The sequence below is a fragment of the Rhodopseudomonas sp. G2_2311 genome (assembly GCF_047501505.1).
Lineage (GTDB): Bacteria > Pseudomonadota > Alphaproteobacteria > Rhizobiales > Xanthobacteraceae > Rhodopseudomonas > Rhodopseudomonas palustris_H.
On sequence record NZ_JAZDRK010000001.1, the window covers coordinates 590,218 to 612,768 of the forward strand.

Below are 22,551 nucleotides of genomic sequence, written 5' to 3' on the forward strand. Positions count from 1 at the left end.
GTCTGGAGTCTATCCAGGCGGATGAGGGCTGCAACCGATCATACTCCGAAACTAACGGACCGCGTAGGGTTTAGCAGCGATTGCGGCGAAACGGTGGATGAAGGCGCGCGCGTTAGTTCGGCACGCGCTGCAACAGCAGCGACGCGTTGGTGCCACCGAACCCGAAAGAGTTCGACAACGCAACGTTGATCTCGCGCGACCGCGGCTTCCACGGCACCAGATCGATCGCGGTCTCGACCGAAGGATTGTCGAGATTGATCGTCGGCGGCGCGACGTTGTCGCGAATCGCCAGCACGCAGAAGATCGCTTCCACGGCACCGGCAGCGCCGAGCAGATGGCCGATCGACGACTTGGTCGACGACATCGACACCCGCGAGGCCGCATTGCCCAGGAGACGCTGCGCCGCACCGAGTTCGATCTCGTCGCCGAGCGGCGTCGAGGTGCCGTGCGCGTTGATGTAGTCGATGTCCGACACCGCGATGCCGCCGCGCTTGATCGCAGCGCTCATGCAACGGAACGCACCGTCACCATCCGAGCTCGGCGCAGTGATGTGATGTGCGTCGCCCGACAGACCGTAGCCGATCACTTCGGCATAGATCCGTGCGCCGCGCGCCTTGGCGTGCTCGTACTCTTCCAGCACGACGACGCCCGCGCCCTCGCCCATCACGAAGCCGTCGCGATCCTTGTCGTACGGCCGCGAAGCCTTGGTCGGCGTATCGTTGAAACCGGTCGACAGCGCACGCGCGGCGGCGAAGCCGGCCATCGCCAGACGGCTGATCGGAGATTCGGTGCCGCCGGCGACCATCACGTCGGCGTCGCCGAGCGCGATCAGCCGCGCCGCATCGCCGATCGCATGCGCGCCGGTCGAGCACGCGGTGACGACCGCGTGGTTCGGGCCCTTGAGGCCGAATTCGATCGAGACATAGCCCGACGCCAGATTGATCAGGCGGCCGGGAATGAAAAACGGAGAGATCCTGCGCGGGCCGCGCTGCTCGAGCAGCAGCGCCGTCTCGGCGATGCCCTGCAGACCACCGATGCCGGAGCCGATCAGCACGCCCGAGGCGCAGCGCTCTTCTTCGGTGGAGGGACGCCAGCCGGCGTCATCGAGCGCCTGACGCGCCGCCGCCATCGCATAGACGATGAAGTCGTCGACCTTGCGCTGGTCTTTCGGCTCCATCCATTGATCAGGATTGAAGGTGCCGTTGGTACCGTCGCCACGCGGAATGATGCAGGCGATCTGGCTGGCGATATCCGACACGTCGAACGCGTCGATCTTGCGCGCGCCGCTTTCGCCGGCGAGCACGCGGCTCCAGGTTGGTTCGACGCCGCAGCCCAGCGGCGACACCATGCCAAGGCCCGTGACGACAACCCGTCTCATCTCCAGCACTCCGGCGTAGAATGCGCGATGCAAAATAAGAAGCCGGTGGACCGCTTTTGTGCGGTCCGTCCGGCTTCCATCACACCGCGCGGAGCGTCAGCTCTTTGCGTTCTTCTCGAGAAACTTGGTGGCGTCGCCGACGGTGAGAATCGTCTCGGCGGCATCGTCCGGAATTTCGCAGCCGAACTCTTCTTCGAACGCCATCACGAGTTCGACGGTGTCGAGGCTGTCGGCGCCGAGATCGTCGATGAAGCTGGCGCTATCGACAACTTTCTCGGGTTCGACACCAAGGTGTTCGACCACGATCTTCTTAACCCGCTCGCCAATCTCACTCATCTATTTAACCCCGTGCTGTTCCGTTTCGACCCGACCGACAGACGATACGAGCCATCGTGGTGCGTCAACTCGCTAAGTTCCCGTCGCATCGCGAAGTGTGTTGATTTTGCCCCCGTCCCCGGGTCGAAGCCGACCACCCGGGCGGCAAGCTCCCCATCGCCAATATACAGGGTTTGGACATCCTGCAATGGCCTTCTTTGCTTGTCCGCCAGTGGTTCGGTTATCATACTTCCGATGCATTGACCACAAGCCCGCGGCGACTGCGGGGGACCGCGTGCGCCGCCACAAGCTCGCAGATTGCTGTCAGATCATCGCCATCCCGCCGTTGACGTGAATGGTCTGACCGGTGACGTAGGCGGCCTCGTTCGAACTGAGATAAACCGCCGCAGCCGCAATGTCGTCCGGCGTGCCGAGCCGGCCGGCCGGCACCTTGCCGAGAATCGCCTCGCGCTGCTTGTCATTGAGAACGTCGGTCATCGGCGTCGCGATGAAGCCCGGCGCAATGCAGTTCGCCGTGACGTTGCGCTTGGCGTATTCGGCGCCGAGCGTCTTGATCATACCGATCAAGCCCGCCTTCGAGGCCGTGTAGTTGCCCTGCCCCGGATTGCCGGTGACGCCCACCACCGAAGTGATCGCAATGATGCGGCCGAACTTCTTGCGCATCATCAGCTTGGTGGCAGCGCGCGTCAGCCGGAAGGTCGCCGTGAGGTTGACCTTGATCACCTCGTCCCAATCCTCGTCGCGCAATTGCACGAACAGATTGTCGCGGGTGATACCTGCGTTACATACCAGGATGTCGAGCCCGCCCATGGCTTCGGCCGCAGCCGGCACCAGCGCCTCGACGTCCGCCGCGTCCGACAGATTGCAGGGCAGCACGTGCACGCGTTCGCCGAGCTTGGCGGCCAGCGCGTCGAGCGCCTCGCGCCGCGTGCCGGAGATCGCCACGGTGGCGCCCTGGCCGTGCAGCGCCTGGGCGATCGCGCCGCCGATGCCGCCGGTTGCGCCGGTGACCAGCGCGGTTCTGCCTGTCAGATCGAACATCTCGCCTCCTTGTGCCGGCTTATGCCGAGCGTCCGGCCGCCAGCGCGTCTTTCGCCGACGCGATGTCGTTGGGGCCACCTACGGAAATACCAATCGCGCCATTAGCGATGCGCTTCACCAGGCCGCTCAGCACCTTGCCGGCGCCGATCTCCAGAAACTGGTTCACGCCCTGCGACGCCATGAATGCAACCGACTCGCGCCAGCGCACGGTCCCGGTGACCTGCTCGACCAGGCGGCGGCGGATTTCATCCGGATCGGTGATCGGCGACGCCAGAACGTTGGCGACCAGCGGTGCCGCCGGTGCCTTGATGGTGACGCCCGCCAGCGCCTCGGCCATGGCTTCGGCCGCCGGCTGCATCAGCGAACAATGGAACGGAGCGGACACCGGCAGCAGCATCGCGCGCTTGGCACCCTTGCCCTTGGCGATCTCGACCGCGCGCTCCACCGCGTCCTTATGACCGGAGACCACGACCTGTCCGCCGCCATTATCATTGGCAGCCTGGCAGACCTGGCCCTGCGCGGCTTCGGCCGCCACGGCGACGGCGGTGTCGTAATCGAGGCCGAGCAGCGCGGCCATCGCGCCGACGCCGACCGGCACCGCCTTCTGCATTGCCTGACCACGGATCCGCAGCAGCCGCGCCGTGTCGCTCACGCTCAGGCTGCCGGCCGCCGCCAGCGCGGAATACTCGCCGAGCGAATGACCGGCGACGAAAGCGGCATCCTTGCCGACCGACAGACCGGCCTCAGCCTCCAGCACGCGCATCGTCGCCAGCGACACCGCCATCAGCGCCGGCTGTGCGTTCTCGGTGAGCTGCAGCGTTTCGGCCGGGCCTTCCCAGATGATCGAGGTCAGCTTTTCGCCGAGCGCCGCGTCGACTTCGTCGAACACCGCCCGTGCCGCCGGGAAGGCTTCGGCGAGCGCCTTGCCCATGCCCACGGCCTGGGACCCCTGCCCCGGAAAAGTGAATGCTGCGGTCATCTGGATTCCTGAACCTGTCTCTGAAGTCGGGGCCGTAAGACACCGCCCGGCCCCGTCGTGTCAAGTTGACTGCTGTCTAACATCCTTTCGAACAGCCCTGTGACTCACAGGGTTGTTGTTGTCATCGTCTCGGCAACGCCTCTCCGGTCGAACGGCCGGCATCTGCGAAATGCATTTACCGTACAGGAAGGTGCGTACGGCTTTTAAGGAACCCATCAACGCTTTCCCGGCTACCGCTATCACCAGCACAGCGGACGATTATTCCTCATGCGATTGATCAGCGAACGATACTTGCCCTCGACAAATGCGAGCTTTTTGCGCGCAATCGGCCCATCCAGCCCGATCATCACTTGGCTGATCAGCGGCCCGCAGCCGCAGCCCGCGTCGATCGTTCGCAAGTTGCTGCTGCACACGCAAACCAGGAAGCGGACGCTGGTGCTGGCGATCTTCTCCACAACTCTAATGGCAGCAGTGGTCGCCGCCACCACCGGCGCAATCTGGGCGATGGTCTGGCTCGCGGTCGAACTCGGGTTCGGTGCAGCACGCTACTCCGCGCTTGCTGCATTGCAGCGCGACGAAGCGGCCGGTCGCCCCGGCAATGCGGTGCTGCCGCTCTATCTCGGCATGTCCTGGGCGATTTGCTACGGAATTGGTTGCGGGCTTTGCGCTATCTCCGGCGATTGGCTGCTGATTTTGATGGCGGGCATCTTCATCTCCGGCCTGGCGGGCGGGATCTCGTCCCGCAACTCGGGCACGCCGCGCTACGGAATTACGCTGATCTATCTGCTCGGCACGCCCTACAGCGTGGCGATGGTGCTGTCGCCGTTGCCTTATATGTACATCGTCGGACTGCTCGTTCCGATCTGGGGCCTGGGCATGGCTCTCGTTCTGCTCGAGAATTACGAGGTGCTGCTCAACCTGTTTCTCTCCGAGCGGAAGAATCGCCGTCTCGCCAACTACGATTCTCTCACCGGGCTGCCCAACCGGGTGCTGAAGCGGCAGCGGTTCGAACGGTTGCTGCGCGGGGCCGATGCGGCCGGCCACCAGCCGCTCACCGTGTTCTGTCTCGACCTCGACGGCTTCAAGAGCGCCAACGACCGGTTCGGTCATGCCGCCGGCGATGCCGTGCTCGTTTCGGTCGCGGAGCGGCTCCGCAGCAGCGTCCGCGAGCAGGATCAGGTGTTTCGCGTCGGCGGCGACGAATTCGTGGTGCTGCTGCCCGGAACACGGACGGACGATGCGGCTCCCGTCGCGCAGCGAATCATCGCGGCGATTGCCGAGCCGTTCGAACTGGCGGGCCACGGCCGGCTCGACATCGGGGTCAGCATCGGCGCCGCAACCTTCCCGAACGATGGCGCGACGGTGGACGACCTGCTGCGGGCCGCCGATATTGCCATGTATCAGGCCAAACGTCAGGGAAAGGGCCGGTTCGTGGCATCCAGCCTCACCGGCTCAGCCGCTCGACCGCCCGCACCCGTTACCCCCAACATGGCTCCTCCCTCGAGGCGCCGGGTAGCGGAATCGGCAGACCGGTGGCCGAAACGACAGCTTCAGTCCCTTGCCAAGGCGACCGAAATCCGTATAACGGCGCATCCGCAGATCCCGGCCGGGAGCTGAACGGACGGTCTCACCATGATCTCCCCTGGGCTTTATCTCCCTTGGCGATTTTGATGCGGCAGGGCCAGTCGGCTCGTCGTCCCGTGCTTCCGCCTTCTGAGCAGTCGAGTCCTTTCCGAAGGGTTCGAAGGGCTTGCCGCCGGTTCTGCGCTAACACGAGAAAGGACAACCATGCCTCTTTATGAGCATGTCTTTTTGGCGCGCCAGGATGCCAGCGCCCAGCAGGTCGAAGAGCTCACCACCCAGATCACCGGCGTGATCGAAGGTCTCGGCGGCAAGGTCACAAAGACCGAGTCGTGGGGCCTACGCTCCCTGACCTACCGCATGAACAAGAACCGCAAGGCGCATTTCGTGCTGCTGAACATCGACGGCCCGGCCGCGGTGGTCGCCGAGATCGAGCGCCAGGAGCGGATCAACGAAGACGTCATCCGTTATCTGACGGTGCGCGTCGACGAACACGAGGAAGGCCCCTCGGCGATGATGCGCAAGGCCGATCGGGATCGCGAACGCGACGACCGTGGCCCCCGCGAGGGTGGCTTCCGCGGTGATCGCGAAGGCCGTGGCGACCGCGACGGTTTCCGTGGCGATCGTGGTCCGCGCCGTCCGCGTGAAGACGCCGACGCCCCCGCAGCAGCAGTCGAGGAGTAAGCATCATGGCTGAAGCAGGTGCACGCCGTCCGTTCTTCCGCCGCCGCAAGACCTGCCCGTTCACGGGAGCGAATGCGCCGAAGATCGATTACAAGGACTCCAAGCTGCTGATGCGTTACGTCTCTGAGCGCGGCAAGATCGTGCCGAGCCGCATCACCGCCGTGTCCGCCAAGAAGCAGCGCGAGCTCGCGCGCGCCATCAAGCGCGCCCGCTTCCTCGGTCTGCTGCCCTACGTGATCCGCTAATCGAAGCAGCCCCGTGGCGTTCGCGCCGCGGGGCTCTCCTCTTTTTTCTCATAAGGCTTCCGGGTCGTCCGGTCGCCGATGGTTGGGGCGAAACGCCTCTAACCGCTCGAAGGGAGCGGGACAGCTGATGATGATCAACATTCTGATCGCGCTCGCCGCCGGCTGTGCTTCGGCGCTGATGTTCGTCTCGATCGTTTCGGGCGCGCTGATCTCCCTGCTGCTGTTCTATCTGGCACCGCTGCCGCTGATGGTGGCCGCGCTCGGCTGGGGCGTGCTCGCCGCCGCGATCGGCGGTCTGGTCGCCGCCATCGGCCTCGCTGCGCTGGTCAGCTTCTCCTACGCCATTGCATTTGTCGTGACGATCGCCGTGCCGGCCTGCTGGCTCGGTCATCTCGCGCTGTTGGCGCGCCCCGCGGAAGCCGCGCAGGGCGAAACGCCCACGTTGGAATGGTACCCGGTCGGCCGCCTGGTGGTGTGGATGGCCGGCTTTGCCGCCACCACCACGATGGCCGCTCTGTTCACGCTCGGCACCGACGGCGCCGCCATCAATGACGGCCTTCGCAACGGCCTGCAGCGCGCGCTCGGTCCGCGCAGCACGCCCGGCAGCGACGCCGCGCTGGTCGACGCGCTGGTGGCGATCGCGCCGCCTGCCGCAGCCACGGTGGCGATGGTGACGCTCACGCTCAATCTGTGGCTGGCTGCAAAGATTACCTCCGCCTCCAACCGCCTCGGGCGGCCGTGGCCGGATCTGCGCACCGTGACGCTGCCGCCGATGACCCTGGCGGTGTTGTCGCTGGCGCTGGCACTCAGCTTCGTCGGCGGCCTGACCTCGATGTTCGGCAAGACCGCCAGCGCGGCGCTGTTCGTCGCCTATGGACTCACCGGTGCGGCGACCTTGCACACGCTGACGATGGCGTCGCGCAGCCGCCTGTTTCTGCTCAGCTCGACCTACGCGTTGATGCTGATCTTCCTATGGCCCGCCGTCGGCCTGATCGCACTCGGCCTCGGCGACGCCTTCCTCAATCTACGGCAGCGCTACTTCGAGCGCCGCTCAATGCCGCCTCCCCCTACTCACTAGTTCAACGTCTTTCGCAAACACACGAGGAGATCATCATGGAAGTCATTCTACTGGAACGTGTCGCCAAGCTCGGTCAGATGGGCGAGCTGGTCCGCGTCAAGGACGGTTTCGCGCGCAACTTCCTGCTGCCGCGCGGCAAGGCGCTGCGCGCCACCGCCGCCAACCGCGAGAAGTACGAGCACATGAAGGCCGATCTCGAGGCGCGTAACATCGCCGCGAAGGCCGAAGCCACCAAGGTCGCGGAGAAGATCGAAGGTCAGAACGTGGTGGTGATCCGCCAGGCGTCGGAAGGCGGCCAGCTGTTCGGTTCGGTGTCGGTGCGCGACATCATCGCCAGCTTCGACGGCCAGGGCGTCAAGATCGATCGCAGCCAGGTTCTGCTCGACGCCCCGATCAAGACCATCGGCAAGCACTCGATCCAGGTCGCGGTGCATCCGGAAGTCGAAGTCGAAGTGTCGGTCACCGTGGCGCGCAGCGCCGAGGAAGCCGAGCGTATCAACCGCGGTGAAGACATCTCGACCCGCCGCGAGGACGAAGACGCTGCCGCCGAGGCGCTGGCCGCCGCTGGCGAGTTCTTCGATCCGGACGCGGAGTTCGGCGAAGAGCAGCCGGCCGAGCAGTAAGCCTCGCCTGCAGCCGATCATTTCCGGAGCCCGGCCTGAGCAATCAGGCCGGGCTTTCTGTTGCCCACTCGTAGGCCGGGCACAATCTCCAGAACCCGCCTTGGCTGAAGCCAACGAAAAAGGGCCGCGCATCGCGCGGCCCTTTGAACGTCAGAACACCTGAGTGGTTATTTCGAGGCCGGCACGTCGCCCGATCCGGACGGCGCCTGCACGGGCGGCGGCACCACTTCGGTCGACGGCGCCGATGGCGTTTCCGACTGTCGGGCCGGAGGACCGGCCGGTGACGGCGGCGGAGCAGCCGGCTTCGGCGTCGCGGCGGCCGGCGCAGCAGATTCGGGCGCTTTGGTCTCGGACGGAGCCGCCGGCTTGGCCGGCTCAGGCTCCGCAGCCTTCGGCGCCGGGGTCACGGCAGGCACCGGATCGGTGTGTGCGGGAGTTTCGGCCGCAGGCGTCGCAGCGGGCTTGCCAGCTCCATGCTTCGGATCAGCGCCAGCTTCGCCCTTGTTGGGCTCAGCCGCGGGCGCCTCCGGCTTGGCGGCTTCGGGCTGAGCCGGTTTCTCGCGCAGCCGCTTTTTGTCGCGGCGCTTCTTGGTCGGCTTGGCTTCCGGCTCAGGCGCGGCGGTCGGTTCTGCTTCGGCGCCCGGGGCCGGAGCTGCGCTCTCCGCCGGAGGAGCAGCCTCGACTGGGGCGGCACGGCGCTTGGACTTGCGACCACGCTGAACCTTGGGCTCTTCCGCCTGCGGTGCCGGCGAAGCTTCGTCCGGAGCAACCGCTTCGGGAGCGCCGCGACGCTGGCGCCGCTGCTTCGGCTCGGCAGGTCCATCCTGCCGGCCGCGAGCGTCGGTGGCGCCGTTCGACACTAGATAGGCGCCTAGCGCCGACGCCATTTCGGCGCTGGTGGTGTAATGCTGTCTCAGGAACGACCCGACCGCATTCGGCGGCACGGTGCGGAGCAGGCCACGCGGGCTCTTATGGCAGACCGAGCAGGTGCTCGTGAAGATCTGTGCCGAGCTCTTGCCCGCCTCTAAGTTCTGGGCCCGGGCGGGCTGCGCGACGGTGATCCCAAGCGCGAGCAGTACCGCTACCGAACTGAGCAATCGGCTTACCATTTAGCCCTCCGATGCAAACAATCGCCGCTGTAGCGGCGGTGACCTTTTAGCGAATTGTGAGATGATTGGAAGGGAGAGATGGAACATCACCGTGCATGAAATGAGGCAGCTGATCAGCCTGTTGGTCATGACGCGGATGTTACCTGGGAACGCTTCGGCGGTGGCCGGGTCACAGCGATAAGAACAGAGCTTCACGGCCGCCGTTGATGCAGTCGAGGCGCCGCCTCGCTGTCGGCGTCCGGTTTTGGGGCAAGTCGATGGACGGAGTATTTTGTCTGCTGCTCAGCCGCTCATCCAACACGGCACCACGAACCACGCGTCGTATGACCGTTCGGCCACCTTCGGGAGGGCCGGCAGGCAGCCCCCCGAAGATGTATTTGGCGATCCAAGGATTGGTGAAGCCGGGGCCATCGGAGCGGCCGATCGAATGCCGCAGCATCACGCCGTCGTCCTTGAGCAATTCGGCACGTCGGGGGAAGTAGTTGTCGGAGTGATCAACAGCCGACACACGCGACTATAGCGCGGCGGAGGAGAAACGACTTCGCGGGATTGAAACAGCCGCAAGCCACGGCTGCAACGCGCCGGCGAGTGAACCCGCCGGGCAGTGTTGGAATTCTCAGCTGACGAGACGGACCGGATCCTCATGATCCGGCGCAAGGGGCAGCGGGCGTGCCAGATGAGCCTCGGCAGCGCACAGCAGTTCGCGGTCGCAAGGCCGATGCTCGGCCTCTTCAGCCGAGGCGCGCTCGAAGGAATCGATCAGCGAAGTCAGCCAATCGCGGTCGGAGTGGTCGTGGCAATACTGCTGCGCCATCTGCTCTGTCCATCATCCGAGGCGCCTCGCGAGCCGCTGCGAAGTCCTCGACGCTCTTGCCCTGTCCCGCGTCACCTTGTTCGAGTGCATCCCTCAGGGAGCCTCGGTGATCGCGTCTTGCCGCTATCCTCGCCGAAAATTCTTACGAATCCCCGACTGGAGCGGATCGATCTGTCTCGACCGTCCATTTTGAACTGTCGTCCGACCGCCGCTGGAGGTTCAATGCCGCCGGAGCTCACGCCGGAACGCGTCAAGCACGGGTGATGGCGGCTGTTGCGGTCATCCACATCCTTGTCGCGCTGGTGCATAACGCGCGATTGCGGCTTTCGCTCCCGAGCAAATCGGCGCTTTAGTCGCGCCCCGCATCCGACAAATTCGACCCGATATTCGAGAGCTATGGCCGCATCTGATTCGAACGTTCTGAAGCTCGCGCCGGAACCCGGCGCGCCGGCTTTCCGGACCGCGCCGCACAACATCGAGGCCGAACAGGCCCTGCTGGGCGCGATCCTGGTCAACAATGACGCGTTCTACCGGGTGTCGGACTTCCTCGAGCCGAAGCACTTCTTCGAGCCGATCCACCAGACCATCTTCGAGACCGCCGCCAGCATCATCCGCGCCGGCAAGATCGCCACCCCGGTCACGCTGAAAACGTTCCTGGCGGCCGATCTCGATCTCGGCGGCCTGACGGTCGCGCAATACCTGGCGCGCCTCGCCGCCGAAGCCACCACCATCATCAACGCCCAGGACTACGGGCGGACGATCTACGAACTGTCGCTACGCCGCGATCTGATCGGCATCGGCACCGACATGGTCAACGTTGCCTTCGACGCGCCGGTCGACTTCGCGCCGAAGAACCAGATCGAAGACGCTGAGCGCCGGCTGTACGAACTGGCGGAATCCGGCCGCTACGACGGCGGCTTCCAGAAATTCTCCCAGGCGCTGACCACCGCCGTCGACATGGCGGCGAAGGCGTTCCAGCGCGACGGAAAACTGTCGGGCATCTCCACCGGGCTGCGCGACCTCGACACCCGGATGGGCGGTCTGCAGCACTCCGACTTGATCGTGCTCGCCGGCCGTCCCGGCATGGGCAAGACCGCGCTCGCCACCAACATCGCCTACAACGTCGCCAAGGCCTATCGCGGCGAAGTGCAGCCGGACGGCTCGACCAAGACCGTCAATGGCGGCATCGTCGGCTTCTTCAGTTGCGAAATGTCGGCCGAACAGCTCGCCACCCGTATTCTCGCCGAGCAGGCCGAGATCGCGTCGAGCAAGATCCGCCGCGGCGGCATCTCGGAATCCGACTTCGACAAGCTCCGCGACGTCTCGATCGAACTGCAGTCGCTGCCGCTCTACGTCGACGAAACCGGCGGTCTGTCGATTGCCCAGCTCACCGCCCGCGCCCGCCGTCTGAAGCGGCAAAAGGGCCTCGACATGATCGTGGTCGACTACATCCAGCTGCTGCAGGGCTCGAGCAAGAAGGGCGACAACCGCGTCCAGGAAGTCACCGAGATCACCACCAGCCTGAAAGCGCTGGCGAAGGAATTGAACGTCCCCGTCATCGCGCTGTCGCAGCTGTCGCGTCAGGTCGAATCCCGCGACGACAAGCGCCCGCAGCTCTCCGACTTGCGTGAATCCGGTTCGATCGAGCAGGACGCCGACGTCGTGATCTTCGTGTTCCGCGAGGAATACTATCTGCAGAACAAGGAGCCGCGGCCCGGTACGCCCGAGCACGAGAAGTGGGCGACCGACATGGAGCTGGTGCACGGCAAGGCCGAAGTGATCATCGCCAAGCAGCGTCACGGTCCGACCGGTACCGTCGATCTGCAGTTCGAAGGTCAGTTCACCCGCTTCAGCGATCTCACCGACGACAGCCATCTGCCCGAACGGATTTGATGCCGAAGCGGATCTGAGCCGCGCCGGCCGCCGTTGAACGCGCTGCAGGCAACGCATAAGGTGCGCCATGCATATCCTTCCCGATCCGAACGCCACCGTCGCCGAGTTGTTGACGCCGGAGGCGGGCAAAACTGCTGAGTTCGCCGCGGCCAACGCGGCCGCAACCGGCATTCTCACCGTCGATCTCGACGCGCTGGTCGCGAACTGGCGCAAGCTCGAGAAGACCGCGATCCCCTCCGAATGCGCCGGCGTCGTCAAAGGCGACGCCTATGGCTGCGGCGCAGGTCCCGTCACCAAGGCGCTGCTCGCGGCCGGCTGCAAGACCTTCTTTGTCGCCACGCTGAGCGAAGCACGCGTCGTGCGCGAAGCCGCCCCCGAGGCGACGCTGTACGTGCTCGATGGGTTCTTCCCGAACTCCGGCGACGAATTCGCCAAGCTGAACTGCCAGCCCGTAATCGGTGATCTGTACGAACTCGCCGAATGGGACGTGTTCTGCCGCCGCACCGGCTGGCGCGGCGGTGCGGCGCTCCACATCGACACCGGCATGAGCCGGCTCGGCCTGACCGTCGTCGAGGCGCAAGGCATCGTGCCGCGCATCATCGCCGGTGACCATGGCATCACACTGGTGATCAGCCACCTCGCCTGCGCCGATCTCGTCAACCATCAGCTCAATGCCAAGCAGGCCGCGGCATTTCGCGAGATCGCCGGTCAGTTCGCCGGCGTGCCGGCGTCGCTGTCGGCATCGTCGGGCATCTTCCGAGGTCCGCAGTTCGCGTTCGATCTGGTCCGCCCCGGCGCGGCGCTGTACGGCATCAATCCTACGCCGGAAGCCGACAATCCGATGCAGCCGGTGGTCGATCTGAAAGCGCGGATCGTCCAGGTCCGCAGCGTCGAGCGCGGCGACACCGTCGGCTACGGCGCGACCTGGAGCGCACGGCGCCCGAGCAAGATCGCGGTGGTGTCGGCCGGCTATGCGGACGGTTACTTCCGCGCCGCCGGTTCGAGCGACGGCACCCGCGGCGCCGACGTGATCATCGCCGGCCAGCGCTGTCCGATCGCCGGCCGGATCTCGATGGACCTGCTCGCGGTCGACGTCACCGACCTGCCCGCCAACGCCGCGCGCCGCGGCATGATGGCGACCCTGATCGGCGACGGCATCACCGTCGACGAACTCGGCCATCACTTCGGGACGATCGGCTACGAAGTGCTGACCAGCCTCGGCCGGCGCTACACCCGGATCTACAAAGGCGGCGACGCCAAGCCGGCGGCCGAACCGGCAGCGGTCGAGCCGGTGGCACCGGCGAGCTGAGGCCGCGTTTCAATGACAAACTCTCCCCGTCATTGCGAGGAGCGAAGCGACGAAGCAATCCAGCCCAGTGCACTGCGCTGGATTGCTTCGCTTCGCTCGCAAGGGCGGATGGGCCTCGCTTAACTTTTCAATCCTCGTGGACCAGAAACAGAAAGCCGGTGATCGCCGCCATGAAGGCGAATGATCCGGCGACGCCGACCACGAAGATGATCCGCACCAGGGTCGGCGCCTCGCTGGTGGCGATCACGCTCGACAGACCGAAGTAATTATTGAACAGCACGATGCCGGCGAACAGCGCGCCGAACGCCGCGCCCATGCCGAAATGGCCGGCGACCTGACGCCACTTGCGGCGTTCGTAATCGCTATCGTGACGGCGCGGGGTCATTGCACCGGTGAGCTTAGCTCACCGGCATGAACGCGGCCAGCGGAACCGGGCTCGGCCTTCGGCGGCGTCACGCGATACAGCGCGACATAGTTGCCTCGATAGACCGGCGACAGTTCCGGCGACGGCGCCGTGGCCGGCGGCTCCAGCATCAGCACCGCGTCGAAGCGATGTGGCCAGTCGGCGAGATACGTCTTGCAGCGGTGCCCCGCCTGCCCGACCTGCAGCGACGCCGTCTCCATCAACAACGATAGCTCAAGCGGCTCGCAGAGCGGCGCCGCATAGGATGCGAAGGCCGGCTTCACCACCAGTGGCTGCTGCGTGGCGTCGGCGAACATCAGCGGCCAGAACGCGCGCCGCTCGATCGTCAGCAGCGCGCCGACGTGATTGTCGAGCGGAAAGTAGCGGGCCAGCGCGCGTCCGGCCTGAGCCGAGGCAATGATATCGACTTCGCGGCCGCGGGCCATCAGCACCCGCTCGCCGGGCTCGACATGCGCGATCGCAGCGCGCAGCTCGGCGAGATCGTGGCGATGGTCGTACCAGTCGTACGCCACATAGGCCGAGCGCCCGGCAATCAACGCGATCACCAGCGCCGCCACCGCCGCAGCACGGCGCGACGAGAGCTGCGGCAGCATGCCGGCGAACAGCAGCACGGCCGCCATCACCGCGAGTCGGATGTCGAGAAAGCTGCCGCCTTTATACATCGCCGGCACGATCACAAAGCCCACCGCCAGCACCAGCAGAGTCAGCGGCAACGCCGGCGCCAGCCGCGCACCGCGGATCGCCAGCCCCAGCGTAATCAACAACGCTGCAACGCTGAGCATCGTCACGACTTCGCTGGTCGTCATCACCGGCGCAAACAGGTCCCACAGCTTGGCGAGGCCGCGCCATGGCCCGACGCCGGCGCCCGCTTCGGAAAGCGGGCTCGCCAGATAAAGCGCAACCGCCGGAGCGAGCGAGAGAGCCAGCAGCAGTGCCGAGACGGTCGTCTCGCGAAACACCGGCGCACCATCTCGCCGGGCGCGCACGATCCGCGCCATCTCTTCGCTGCCGATCAGAAGCGCAAACAGCGCCACACCGAAGATGTGCGAGAAGAACGTCAAAGCGGCGAACGTAGCGCCGATCACCACCGCTGCCACGTTGCGGTTACGCCGGCGCAGCGCGATCCACGCGGCCGCGCCGATCAGCGCCAGGCCGAGCGACAGCAGGAAGTTCATGAAGCCGAGGAAGAACACTGCATTGTAGGCGACGGCGCCGGAGGCGAGCGACCAATACGAGAACCGGCCGAACACCACGCGGTGATACACGATAGCACCGATCACCGGCATCAGCAGGCTGAGCGCCAGCAGGATGCGGCCGCCGACGTGAACGCTCGACACTTTCAGCAGCGCCGCGCCGATCACGTCCATGCCGAGATTAGGCAGGATCCGCCAATGCGGCGCGTACACCTCCGACAGGAAAGGATCGTCCGGATGCGCCAGCACGAAGTAGCGCGCCAGATGATTGGGATAGTCGAGCACCGGCGGCACATCGACCATCAGCAACGGCACCAGCAGCACCACGAGAAGCGCAGCCGCCGCGGCCCACCAGCCAAGCGTCGGTCCGCCGCCCGGCGCGGCATCGGCAGCCTTGATCATCACGCGCAGTCCCTCGCCCCGTCTCTGTTCGCGGCGGATCATCGCGGCCGCGGGTTAGCACCAGGTCAATGCAACCTGTGAAAGGTGGCCGACGATCGCCTTCACTCGGTCGCGGCGACTTGCATCTGGAACAAAAAGCGAACATATTCAGCCGTCGCCGGGCCGTCTCGGTGTCGGGCGCTTTCTTCCCATCCACGTGGACGTCATGGCCAAAGCTTCCTCTTCCTTCGTCTGTCAGAACTGCGGCGCGGCGTTCAATCGCTGGCAGGGCAAGTGCGAGGCTTGCGGCGAGTGGAATACGCTGGTCGAGGAAGCCGGTGACAACGCGGTGCCGGTGTCGATCCGCGCCAAGCGACGCGGCCGGACGTTCAAGCTGGAATCGCTGGCCGGCAAGAGCAACGACGCTCCCCGCCTGCCCTCCGGCATGGCTGAGCTCGACCGCGTCACCGGCGGCGGCTTCGTGCGCGGCTCGGTGCTGCTGGTCGGCGGCGATCCGGGCATTGGCAAGTCGACGCTGCTGACGCAGGCGACCAGCCTGATGGCCAAGGCCGGTCACCGCACCGTTTACATCTCCGGCGAAGAAGCGATCGCCCAAGTGCGGCTGCGCGCCGAACGGCTCGGGCTCGCCTCAGCGCCTGTCGAACTCGCCGCCGAGACCTCCGTCGAGGACATCATCGCAACGCTGTCCGAAGGCGCGACGCCGAAGCTGATCGTGATCGACTCGATCCAGACGATGTGGACCGACACGGTGGAGTCCGCACCGGGCACGGTGACCCAGGTCCGCGCCTCGGCGCAGGCGCTGATCCGCTTCGCCAAGAAGACCGGCGCGGCGATCATCCTGGTCGGCCATGTCACCAAGGACGGGCAGATCGCCGGCCCCCGCGTGGTCGAGCACATGGTCGACGCAGTGCTGTCGTTCGAAGGCGAAGGCTCGCAGCAGTTCCGCATCCTGCGCTCGGTCAAGAATCGCTTCGGCCCCACCGACGAGATCGGCGTGTTTGAAATGACCGGCCTGGGCCTGCGCGAAGTCAGCAACCCGTCGGAGCTGTTTCTGTCGGAGCGGGACCTCGGCTCGCCGGGCACAGCGGTGTTTGCCGGCATCGAAGGCACACGGCCGGTGCTGGTGGAATTACAGGCACTGGTGGCCCCCTCGACGCTCGGCACGCCGCGGCGCGCGGTGGTCGGATGGGATTCGGCACGGCTGTCGATGGTGCTCGCGGTGCTCGAGGCGCATTGCGGCGTCAAGCTGAGTGGCTACGACGTCTATTTCAACGTCGCCGGCGGCCTGCGCATCAACGAGCCCGCCGCCGATCTGGCTGCGGCCGCGGCGCTGGTGTCGTCGCTGGCGAACGCGCCGCTGCCGACCGATGCGGTGTATTTCGGCGAGATTTCGCTGTCCGGCGCGGTGCGCCCGGTGGCGCAGACCCCGGCGCGGCTGAAAGAGGCCGCCAAACTTGGCTTCGCCCGCGCCGTGCTGCCGGAACAGACCCGCGGCGAAGCGCCGAGCGATGCGGGGCTGACGCTGCAATCCGTCGGCAGCCTCTCCAGCCTGGTGGCGGATATCGCTGCGCGCGGCACACGGCGGGGTGACGACGATGGTGCGCCGCGGACGAAAGCTGCCTCAAATGCAACACCGGCGCGATTCCGGCGCCAGGAGGGTTGAAGCGGCGTGACGTTTCGGGAGCGCGCCGCTATACAACGCCCGCGCAAGCTGAACGTATCCGGCCACCAAGCTTTAACCCAGCGGAACATTGCTGTGGCGAGGCGGACGGGGGTGGTTTTCTCGCCTTGCGCCGCGTGCCATACCACCGTCACCTGTGCCGACCCCGTGCACGCCGATTCGCCGTTGTGCTGACCGAGCGGACCTGACCTGCCGATGCCGATTACCATCCTTGATCTCGTTGTTCTCGCGGTGATGTTGGTGTCGGGGCTGCTCGCGATGGTGCGCGGCTTCATGCGCGAAGTGCTGTCGATCGCGGCCTGGGGCGCCGCCGCGCTGGTGACGCTGTACGCATTCCAAAAACTGATGCCGACGGCGCGGACCTATTTCTCGTCCGAGACGGTCGCCGCCGTGGTGGTGATCGCCGGGGTCTTCCTCGGCACCTTGATCATCGTGTCGATCATCACGGTGCGGATCTCGGACATGATCCTGGATTCGCGCATTGGCGCGCTCGATCGCACCCTCGGCTTCCTGTTCGGTCTCGCCCGCGGTCTGCTGATCGTGGTGGTGGCGTATCTGTTCTTCAACTGGCTGGTGCCGGACAAACAGCGTCCCGAGTGGGTCACCAACGCGAAGTCGCGCACGGTTCTGCAAGGAACCGGTGATTGGCTGATGACGCTCTTGCCGGACGACCCTGAAAATACCATCTTGAAACGGTTCAAGAAGAACAAGCCGGAAGAAGACCAGCAGCAGACCGAGGATTCGGCTGCTCCCGGTGCCAATGAAGGCTATAGCAAACCTGCCCGTGACGGCCTGAAAAAGCTGATAGAGGGCAAACCGGCCACGCGCTGAGCGTGTCCCACATGAGAGGCGCGATGGACGCGATGCCCAGCTCTTCCGACGACGCCGCAACGCCCGCTTCGGACGCTCGCGACCAACACATCCTCGACGATACCGTTTTCGATACTGACGGTGACACGCTGCGCGAAGAGTGCGGCGTGTTCGGCATTTTCGGGCACCCCGATGCCGCCGCGATCACCGCGCTCGGCCTGCACGCCCTGCAGCACCGCGGCCAGGAAGCCGCCGGCATCGTGTCGTTCGACAACGGCCGGTTTCATTCCGAGCGTCGCCTCGGTCTGGTCGGTGACACCTTCTCGCGCGCCGACGTGATCGCGCGGCTGCCGGGCAATTCGGCGATCGGCCACGTTCGCTATTCGACCACCGGCGAGACCATCCTGCGCAACGTCCAGCCGCTGTTCGCCGAGCTCAACGCCGGCGGCTTCGCGGTCGGCCACAACGGCAACCTCACCAACGGCCTCACCCTGCGCCGTGAGTTGATCCGCAGCGGCGCGATCATGCAGTCGACCACCGACACCGAAGTGATCCTGCATCTCGTCGCGCACTCCAAGAAGACCCGCTTCATCGAGCGCTTCATCGAGTCGCTGCGCGCGTTGGAAGGCGCCTATTCGCTGGTGTCGCTGACCAACAAGAAGCTGGTCGGCGCCCGCGATCCGCTCGGCATCCGCCCGCTGGTGCTCGGCGAACTCGACGGCTGCCCGATCCTGGCGTCGGAGACCTGTGCGCTCGACATCATCGGCGCGCATTACGTCCGCGACGTTGAGCCCGGCGAAGTCATCGTGTTCGACCGCCACGGCGTCACCAGCCACAAGCCGTTCCCGCCGCAGCCGCCCCGCCCCTGCATCTTCGAGTACATCTACTTCGCCCGTCCGGACTCCATCGTCGGCGGCCGCTCGGTGTACGACGTTCGCAAGGCGTTCGGTGCTCAGCTGGCACTTGAGAGCCACGTCGAATCCGACGTCATCGTGCCGGTGCCGGATTCCGGCGTGCCGGCGGCGATCGGCTATTCCCGGCAGTCCGGCGTGCCGTTCGAGCTCGGCATCATCCGCAACCACTATGTCGGTCGCACCTTCATTCAGCCGACCCAGAGCGTTCGCGAACTCGGCGTCCGGATGAAGCACTCGGCCAACCGCGCCGCGATCGAAGGCAAGCGGATCGTGCTGATCGACGACAGCCTCGTCCGCGGCACCACGTCGAAGAAGATCGTGAAGATGATGCGCGATGCCGGCGCCCGCGAGGTGCACTTCCGCATTGCCTCGCCACCGATCACCCACCCGGACTATTACGGCATCGACACCCCGGATCGCGCCGGCCTGCTGGCCGCGACGCATTCGCTCGAAGAGATGCGCGACCTGATCGGCGCCGACACGCTGGCGTTCCTGTCGGTCGACGGCATTTATCGCGCGATGGGCGAACCGGGCCGCGATCCGGCTTTGCCGAAGTTCACCGACCACTGCTTTACCGGTGACTATCCGACCGGCCTCACCGATCTCAATCAGACCGAGTCGGCGCCGCGGCAATTGTCGCTGCTGGCGGAGGCGAGCTGATCCGGCCACGGCCTTGACGTCGTCATCGGCCACGCCGGTGACGACGCCCACGATACCTCTTTTAGAGGATGGATACTCCGGTCCGGTCCGCGTATGACAATGCGCGATATATCTTGAGCCGGACCTGTCATGACCCAACCTCTCGCCTCCCGCATCGCTCTCGTCACCGGCGCCTCGCGCGGTATCGGCTACGCCACCGCCAAGGCGCTCGCCAAGGCCGGCGCGCACGTCATCGCCGTCGCCCGCACCCAGGGCGGTCTCGAAGAGCTCGACGACGAGGTGCGTAAGGACGGCGGTCATCCGCTGACGCTGGTCCCGCTCGATCTCACCGACTATCAGGCGATCGGCCGCCTCGGCGGCACGATCTACGAACGCCACGGCAAGCTCGACGTCCTGGTCGGCAATGCCGGCATCGGCGGCCCGTCTTCGCCGCTCGGCCATATCGAGCTGAAGCCGTGGCTCGACGTCATCGGCATCAACCTGAATGTGAACTTCCAACTCGTGCGCTGCATGGAACCGCTGCTGCGGGCGTCCGATGCCGGCCGTGCCGTGTTCCTGACCTCGCGCGCCGGCGGCAAGGCGCCGGGCTACCGCGGCCCGTATGCGGCATCGAAGGCGGCCCTGGAAACGCTGGTTCAGGTGTGGGCCAAGGAAGTGGTCAACACCACGCCGATCCGCATCAACCTGTTCGATCCCGGTCCGACCCGGACCAAGCTGCGCGCCAGCGTGATGCCGGGCGAAGACCCGGAAACCCTGCCGACGCCGGATCAGGCCGCGGAGCTGTTGCTACCGCTGTGCCTGCCGTCCTTTACCGAAACCGGCAAGCTGTTCGACGGCCCGTCTCGCACCCTGAAAGACCCCCAGGCCGATTGACTTCGGCCCGGCAGCGCGATTGACTGACTACAAGCGGGGAAACATCCGCAGTCAATCAGCTATCCATACAAAGGGGGAAGTGATGAGAGGAGTGTTCTCGCACGCCATCGCTGCTGCGTTGGTGAGTGCGGCGTTGATCCTGCCGGCGTCGGCCCAGTCCGGCGACAAGACCGCCAAGATCGGCGTACTTAACGACATGTCGAGCCTGTACGCCGACATCGGCGGCCCGAACTCAGTGGTGGCCGCCAAGATGGCGATCGCCGATTCCGGGCTCGAAGCGAAGGGCTGGAAGATCGAACTGGTCTCCGGCGATCACCAGAACAAACCGGACGTCGGCGTCAACCTGGCGCGGCAGTGGATCGATGTCGACAAGGTCGACCTGATTACCGACACGCCGAATTCGGGCGTCGCGCTCGCGATCAGCAACCTGGTCAAAGAGAAGAACAGCATCCTGATGAACTCGGGCGGCGCCAGCGCCGACCTGACCGGTAAGGCGTGCAACGCCAATACCATCTCGATGACGTACGACACCTACATGCTGGCGCACGGCACGGGTCAGGCACTGACCAAGGCCGGCGGTGATACCTGGTTCTTCCTCACCGCCGACTACGCGTTCGGCGCCGCGCTCGAGCGCGACACCACCGCGGTCGTCAAGGCCAATGGCGGCAAGGTGGTCGGCAGCGTCAAGCATCCGCTGAACACCCCGGACTTCTCGTCGTTCCTGCTGCAGGCGCAGGCGTCGAAGGCCAAGGTGATCGGCCTCGCCAATGCCGGCGGCGACACCACCAACTCGATCAAGCAGGCCGCCGAATTCGGCATCACCGCGGGCGGGCAAAAGCTGGCCGCGCTGCTGCTGTTCATCAACGACGTGCACTCGCTCGGACTGAAGACGGCGCAAGGCCTGACCTTCACCGAGTCCTATTATTGGGACCTCAACGACAACACGCGTGCGTTCGCGGACCGCTTCCAGAAGCAGGCCAAGAACAACGCCAAGCCGTCGATGACCCAGGCCGGCGTGTATGCCGCGGTGCTGCACTATCTGAAGACGCTGGAAGCGATGGGCGGCAATCCGCATGACGGCGCCAAGGTCGTCGCCAAGATGAAGGAAATCCCGGCGGACGATCTGCCGTTCGGCAAATCGGTGATCCGCGCCGACGGCCGCCGCATGGTGCCGGCGTTCCTGTTCGAAGTGAAATCGCCGGCCGAGTCCAAGGGCCCGTGGGACTACTACAAGAAGATCGCCGACATCTCCGCCGATGACGCTGCGCGTCCGCTGGCGGACAGCGAGTGCCCGCTGGTCAAGAAGTAAGTCCTCGGCCCCTTCGCGAAGTTGATCATGGCCGGGGTCCGCCCCGGCCATGATCATTTAGGCCGAGGCGCCGGTCAGTCCAGCCGCATCGTCATCTGCCGAAACGACTCGCAGTCCGTCTCGACGAAGCCCAGCCGAAGATACAGGCTGCGCGCGCGATCATTGGATGGCTGCACGGACAATGTCAGGCGCTCGGCTCCCATCGCCCGCCCTGCGCGCGCGAGGCTCGCGATCACCTCACGCCCGACGCCGCGCCTCTGTGCAGCCGGCAGCAACGCGATATCGACAAGACGTAGCGCCAGCCCGGCCGACCTGCCTGCGGCGCTCGCATCCGGCTCGCTCTGATCATGCAGCCCGGTTCCGCTCATCTCCTCCGCCACCACCAGTCGACCGACGGCGATCTCCCGCTCCGCAATGATGAAATACTCAGCCTTCGGAAAGCTCTGTCGGTAACCGATCCGCTGCGCTTCGAACTGCTGCACGAGTAGCGCGTTCTGCAATTCATCAGGCATGTCGATGCCAACCCATGCGGCGCGCAACGTAGCATCCGAGAGGCTGCGGCAGAAGGCGTCATCCTCGGCTCGCGCCGGCCGGATCGTCAGTCCGGGCACCGTCAGCGCGAAATGTTCGCCAATTCTGCTCATCCCGCCTCCCCGATGATCTGCCCCGATCGGCTCTTTGCGGCGCCTCATTGACGACGGACGTGGACCGTCGCATCGATGATGCTGCTTATCTGTCGTTTGGATCAACTCCGAACGCTGCATTTCCGAATGATGATTGCATCTGATCGAGGTCACCAATGTATCTGATGAAGCCTGAAGATTTCGAACCCTGGATCGGGCGCGCCGTCCGCGTGTCCACCGTTCCCGAGCCGGTCGAGCTCACTCTGGTCAGGTTGCACCGCAAGCCGCTGTTCATCGGTGCGGAGCGTGAGCCGTTTAGCCTGTTCTTTGAATCGGCCGAAGACGTATACCTGCTCGATGCCGCCTATGAATTCGATTGCGGCCGTGGCGGCCCTTACACCATTCTGATTTCCCAGCTACAGCCGAAGAACGGCCGCAGGCGATATCAAGCCGTCTTCAATTGACAGGATCACCACCGCGCTCGGCAAGGCGTCGCGGGGGGGGGGGGGGGGGGGGGGGGGGCCCCCCCCGGGGGGGCGACGACCACGCGCGCCGGCCACAGGCCCGCGCCCCGCACCACTCTGCTCCGTCC

At 65.6% G+C, this 22,551-nt stretch carries 23 protein-coding genes and 1 pseudogene; 13 read left to right on the forward strand and 11 right to left on the reverse strand.

Going from position 1 to position 22,551, the window contains the following annotated elements; all coding sequences use genetic code 11:
- Nucleotides 1-112: 112 nt before the first annotated feature.
- The 5 genes from fabF to VRZ08_RS02830 form a co-directional block, all read right to left on the reverse strand.
- The gene (gene fabF, locus VRZ08_RS02810; RefSeq protein WP_107356019.1) at nt 113-1,378 is read right to left on the reverse strand and encodes a beta-ketoacyl-ACP synthase II; all 1,266 of its coding nucleotides are present in this window, start codon (nt 1,376-1,378) and stop codon (nt 113-115) included.
- 96 nt (nt 1,379-1,474) lie between these two features.
- Nucleotides 1,475-1,714 carry an acyl carrier protein gene (locus tag VRZ08_RS02815; protein WP_002716125.1) on the reverse strand — a complete coding sequence of 80 codons (240 nt, stop codon included), beginning with the start codon at nt 1,712-1,714 and terminating at the stop codon, nt 1,475-1,477.
- Between the two features lie 303 nt (nt 1,715-2,017).
- Entirely contained in the window at nt 2,018-2,755 is a 738-nt protein-coding gene (gene fabG / locus VRZ08_RS02820; protein WP_012496526.1) for a 3-oxoacyl-[acyl-carrier-protein] reductase, read from the reverse strand.
- Between the two features lie 19 nt (nt 2,756-2,774).
- Nucleotides 2,775-3,734: an ACP S-malonyltransferase gene (fabD, locus tag VRZ08_RS02825; RefSeq protein WP_414531504.1), complete on the reverse strand. Its 960-nt coding sequence runs from the start codon at nt 3,732-3,734 to the stop codon at nt 2,775-2,777.
- Nucleotides 3,735-3,973: 239 nt separating this feature from the next.
- Entirely contained in the window at nt 3,974-4,132 is a 159-nt protein-coding gene (locus VRZ08_RS02830; protein WP_414531505.1) for a hypothetical protein, read from the reverse strand.
- Between the two features lies 1 nt (nt 4,133).
- Here VRZ08_RS02830 and VRZ08_RS02835 point away from each other — a divergent pair, with 1 nt between their 5' ends.
- From VRZ08_RS02835 to rplI, 5 genes are all read left to right on the forward strand, one after another.
- On the forward strand, nt 4,134-5,351 hold the full coding sequence (locus VRZ08_RS02835; protein WP_414531506.1) for a diguanylate cyclase domain-containing protein: 1,218 nt from the start codon (nt 4,134-4,136) through the stop codon (nt 5,349-5,351).
- Between the two features lie 171 nt (nt 5,352-5,522).
- A complete protein-coding gene (rpsF, locus tag VRZ08_RS02840; RefSeq protein WP_107344945.1) occupies nt 5,523-5,999 on the forward strand; it encodes a 30S ribosomal protein S6 in 477 nt (158 codons plus the stop codon).
- 5 nt (nt 6,000-6,004) lie between these two features.
- Nucleotides 6,005-6,244: a 30S ribosomal protein S18 gene (rpsR, locus tag VRZ08_RS02845; RefSeq protein ID WP_011158623.1), complete on the forward strand. Its 240-nt coding sequence runs from the start codon at nt 6,005-6,007 to the stop codon at nt 6,242-6,244.
- 127 nt (nt 6,245-6,371) lie between these two features.
- Nucleotides 6,372-7,322 (forward strand): hypothetical protein, encoded by a 951-nt coding sequence (locus tag VRZ08_RS02850; protein ID WP_414531507.1) that lies wholly within the window; start codon nt 6,372-6,374, stop codon nt 7,320-7,322.
- Nucleotides 7,323-7,357: 35 nt separating this feature from the next.
- Nucleotides 7,358-7,945: a 50S ribosomal protein L9 gene (gene rplI / locus VRZ08_RS02855; protein WP_107344947.1), complete on the forward strand. Its 588-nt coding sequence runs from the start codon at nt 7,358-7,360 to the stop codon at nt 7,943-7,945.
- A 167-nt stretch (nt 7,946-8,112) separates the two neighbouring features.
- Here rplI and VRZ08_RS02860 read toward each other — a convergent pair whose 3' ends face one another.
- From VRZ08_RS02860 to VRZ08_RS02870, 3 genes and pseudogenes are all read right to left on the reverse strand, one after another.
- The gene (locus VRZ08_RS02860) at nt 8,113-9,054 is read right to left on the reverse strand and encodes a hypothetical protein (RefSeq protein WP_414531508.1); all 942 of its coding nucleotides are present in this window, start codon (nt 9,052-9,054) and stop codon (nt 8,113-8,115) included.
- A 336-nt stretch (nt 9,055-9,390) separates the two neighbouring features.
- A pseudogene (locus VRZ08_RS02865) lies at nt 9,391-9,553 on the reverse strand (class I SAM-dependent methyltransferase); the annotation flags it as partial.
- 117 nt (nt 9,554-9,670) lie between these two features.
- Nucleotides 9,671-9,868, reverse strand: coding sequence for a hypothetical protein (locus tag VRZ08_RS02870; protein WP_107344949.1), 198 nt, complete (start codon nt 9,866-9,868; stop codon nt 9,671-9,673).
- Between the two features lie 396 nt (nt 9,869-10,264).
- On the opposite strand from VRZ08_RS02870, the gene VRZ08_RS02875 reads away from it, so the two are divergent.
- Together VRZ08_RS02875 and alr are read left to right on the forward strand one after the other, a co-directional pair.
- Nucleotides 10,265-11,761 carry a replicative DNA helicase gene (locus VRZ08_RS02875; RefSeq protein ID WP_107356027.1) on the forward strand — a complete coding sequence of 499 codons (1,497 nt, stop codon included), beginning with the start codon at nt 10,265-10,267 and terminating at the stop codon, nt 11,759-11,761.
- A gap of 67 nt (nt 11,762-11,828) precedes the next feature.
- Nucleotides 11,829-13,070, forward strand: a complete 1,242-nt coding sequence (gene alr / locus VRZ08_RS02880) for an alanine racemase (protein ID WP_414531509.1) — start codon at nt 11,829-11,831, stop codon at nt 13,068-13,070.
- Nucleotides 13,071-13,197: 127 nt separating this feature from the next.
- On the opposite strand, the gene VRZ08_RS02885 is transcribed toward alr, so the two are convergent.
- Nucleotides 13,198-13,455: a hypothetical protein gene (locus VRZ08_RS02885; protein WP_414531510.1), complete on the reverse strand. Its 258-nt coding sequence runs from the start codon at nt 13,453-13,455 to the stop codon at nt 13,198-13,200.
- Nucleotides 13,452-15,089 carry a hypothetical protein gene (locus VRZ08_RS02890; RefSeq protein WP_414531511.1) on the reverse strand — a complete coding sequence of 546 codons (1,638 nt, stop codon included), beginning with the start codon at nt 15,087-15,089 and terminating at the stop codon, nt 13,452-13,454. Before VRZ08_RS02890 ends, VRZ08_RS02885 begins: the two co-directional genes overlap by 4 nt.
- 205 nt (nt 15,090-15,294) lie before the next feature.
- Here VRZ08_RS02890 and radA point away from each other — a divergent pair, with 205 nt between their 5' ends.
- The 5 genes from radA (at nt 15,295) to VRZ08_RS02915 (ending at nt 21,336) form a co-directional block, all read left to right on the forward strand.
- Nucleotides 15,295-16,752: a DNA repair protein RadA gene (gene radA / locus VRZ08_RS02895; RefSeq protein WP_414531512.1), complete on the forward strand. Its 1,458-nt coding sequence runs from the start codon at nt 15,295-15,297 to the stop codon at nt 16,750-16,752.
- A 213-nt stretch (nt 16,753-16,965) separates the two neighbouring features.
- Nucleotides 16,966-17,601: a CvpA family protein gene (locus VRZ08_RS02900; RefSeq protein WP_414531513.1), complete on the forward strand. Its 636-nt coding sequence runs from the start codon at nt 16,966-16,968 to the stop codon at nt 17,599-17,601.
- A gap of 23 nt (nt 17,602-17,624) precedes the next feature.
- The gene (purF, locus tag VRZ08_RS02905; RefSeq protein WP_107344954.1) at nt 17,625-19,154 is read left to right on the forward strand and encodes an amidophosphoribosyltransferase; all 1,530 of its coding nucleotides are present in this window, start codon (nt 17,625-17,627) and stop codon (nt 19,152-19,154) included.
- 129 nt (nt 19,155-19,283) lie between these two features.
- Entirely contained in the window at nt 19,284-20,027 is a 744-nt protein-coding gene (locus tag VRZ08_RS02910) for an SDR family NAD(P)-dependent oxidoreductase (RefSeq protein ID WP_011158637.1), read from the forward strand.
- A gap of 82 nt (nt 20,028-20,109) precedes the next feature.
- Nucleotides 20,110-21,336 carry an ABC transporter substrate-binding protein gene (locus tag VRZ08_RS02915; RefSeq protein WP_414531514.1) on the forward strand — a complete coding sequence of 409 codons (1,227 nt, stop codon included), beginning with the start codon at nt 20,110-20,112 and terminating at the stop codon, nt 21,334-21,336.
- A gap of 74 nt (nt 21,337-21,410) precedes the next feature.
- Here the strand turns inward: VRZ08_RS02915 and VRZ08_RS02920 are convergent, their stop codons facing one another.
- Nucleotides 21,411-21,980 (reverse strand): GNAT family N-acetyltransferase, encoded by a 570-nt coding sequence (locus VRZ08_RS02920; RefSeq protein ID WP_414531515.1) that lies wholly within the window; start codon nt 21,978-21,980, stop codon nt 21,411-21,413.
- Between the two features lie 155 nt (nt 21,981-22,135).
- Between VRZ08_RS02920 and VRZ08_RS02925 the strand changes: the two genes are divergently transcribed.
- Nucleotides 22,136-22,423, forward strand: coding sequence for a DUF6916 family protein (locus tag VRZ08_RS02925; RefSeq protein WP_264052575.1), 288 nt, complete (start codon nt 22,136-22,138; stop codon nt 22,421-22,423).
- The last annotated feature ends 128 nt before the right edge of the window (nt 22,424-22,551 follow it).